This is a genomic window from Calidifontimicrobium sp. SYSU G02091, assembly GCF_022631395.1.
GTDB lineage: Bacteria > Pseudomonadota > Gammaproteobacteria > Burkholderiales > Burkholderiaceae_C > Calidifontimicrobium > Calidifontimicrobium sediminis.
Window position 1 is genome coordinate 1 of the sequence record NZ_JALBGB010000068.1, and the last position, 2,182, is coordinate 2,182.

The window sequence follows — 2,182 nt, forward strand, 5'->3', positions numbered from 1 at the left end:
GCGCGGAAGTCGTTGACGTTGGTGTACGTCGGCCCGGTGACGACGAGGTCGTCGAGCGCGGCGAAGAACGAATAGGCGTCGTGGCGGTCGAGGAAGTCGCCGGCCTTGAGCCCCAGCGCGGCGGCGCGCGCGAGCGTGTCGGGCGCGACGACGGCGCCGGCGTTGTCCTCGACACCGTCGATGCCGTCGGTGTCGGCGGCGAGCACGTGCACGCCGGGCTGGCCGTGCAGCGCGATCGCGCAGCCGAGCAGGAACTCGGTGGCGCGCCCGCCGCGACCGGGGGGCGTGCCGGCGGCGGCCGGGCGCACCGTCACCGTCGTCTCGCCGCCGCTGAGGATCACGCACGGCGCCGCGAACGGCTCGCCGCGGCGTGCCACCGCGCGCGCGAGCGCCGCGTGCACCTTGCCGACCTCGCGGCTCTCGCCTTCGATCTCGTCGCTGAGGATGTGCGCGGCCACGCCGTGCCGCCGCGCCAGCGCCGCGGCGGCCTCGAGGCTTTGCTGCGGTGTCGCGATCAGGTGCACCTCGTGGCCGGCGAAGCGCGCATCGCCGGGCTTGGGTGTCTCGAACGCGCCGCTTTCGAGCCCCGCGCGCGCGGCGCCCGGCACGTCGATGCCGTAGCGCGCGAGGATCGCGAGCGCGTCGGCGCAGGTGGTCGCATCGGGCACCGTCGGGCCGCTGGCGATCACCGCCGGGTCGTCGCCGGGCACGTCGCTGATCGCCAGCGTGACGACCCGGGCCGGCGCGCACAGCGCCGCGAGCCGCCCGCCCTTGATCGCCGACAGGTGCTTGCGCACGCAGTTCATCTCGTCGATCGCGGCGCCGGACTGCAGCAGCGCGCGGTTGACGGCCTGCTTGTCCTCGAACGTGAGCCCGGGCGCCGGCAGGCTCAGCAGCGCCGAGCCGCCGCCCGAGATCAGGCACAGCACGAGGTCGTCGGCGGTGAGCCCGCGCGTGAGCTCGACGATGCGCTGCGCGGCACGCCGCCCGGCCTCGTCGGGCACCGGGTGCGCCGCCTCGACGACCTCGATACGCCCCGGGCGGGCCCGGTACGCCGGCGGCACGTGCCCGTAGCGCGTGACGACCAGCCCCGAGATCGGCGCGTCGGCGGGCCACAGCGCGTCGACGGCCGCGGCCATCGCGCCGCCGGCCTTGCCGGCGCCGAGCACGAGCGTGCGGCCTTTCTTCGGCGGCGGGGGCAGGAACGGCGCCGTCACGGCCTGCGGCAGCGCACGCTGCACCGCCGCGTCGTACAGCGCGCGCAGGAACCCGCGTGGGTCACGGCGCGGGTCGAGCGTCATCGTCAGGCCTGGGAGATCTGGTGGTTGGCGAGGATCTCGAGCGCACGCACGAGCGCCGAGTGGTCGAGGCCGGCCATGCCGTGCGCCGCGCAGGCCTGCATCAGCTGCGCCGCGTTGGCGGTGTTCGGCAGCGCGACACCGAGCGCCTTGGCGCCCTGCAGCGCGAGGTTCAGGTCCTTCTGGTGCAGCTCGATGCGGAATCCCGGGTTGAACGTGCGCTTGATCATGCGCTCGCCGTGCACCTCGAGGATGCGGCTGCTCGCGAAGCCGCCCATCAGCGCCTGGCGCACCTTGGCCGGGTCGGCGCCGGCCTTGCTCGCGAACACGAGCGCTTCGCCCACCGCGGCGATGTTCAGCGCGACGATGATCTGGTTGGCGACCTTGGTCGTCTGCCCGTCGCCGTTGCCGCCCACCAGCGTGATGTTCTTGCCCATCAGCTCGAACAGCGGCTTGACGCGCTCGAACGCGGCTTCGGGGCCGCCGACCATGATCGTCAGCGACGCGGCCTTGGCGCCGACTTCGCCGCCCGAGACCGGCGCGTCGAGGTAGTCGCAGCCCAGCGCGTTGATCTTGCGGGCGAACTCCTTCGTCGCGATCGGGCTGATCGAGCTCATGTCGACGACGACCTTGCCGCGCGACAGGCCCTCGGCGACGCCGTTCTTGCCGAACAGCACGGCCTCGACGTCGGGGGTGTCGGGCACCATCGTGAACACGATGTCGGCGCGCTCGGCCACGCCCTTGGGTGTCGTGCACTGCGTCGCGCTCGACTCGGCGATCTCGGGCGGCACCTTGCTGCGCGTGTGCACGAACAGCTGGTGCCCGGCGCGGATCAGGTGGCCGCACATCGGCGCGCCCATGATGCCCAGGCCGATGAAGCCGAG

At 73.7% G+C, this 2,182-nt stretch carries 2 protein-coding genes; both read right to left on the reverse strand.

What is annotated here, in order from left to right:
- Nucleotides 1–1,301, reverse strand: a 1,301-nt coding sequence (locus MOJ79_RS18755) for a glycerate kinase type-2 family protein (protein WP_241925525.1), incomplete at its 3' end; no start/stop codon positions are given.
- Nucleotides 1,302–1,303: 2 nt separating this feature from the next.
- The coding region (gene glxR / locus MOJ79_RS18760; RefSeq protein WP_241925526.1) for a 2-hydroxy-3-oxopropionate reductase at nt 1,304–2,182 on the reverse strand (879 nt) is incomplete at its 5' end.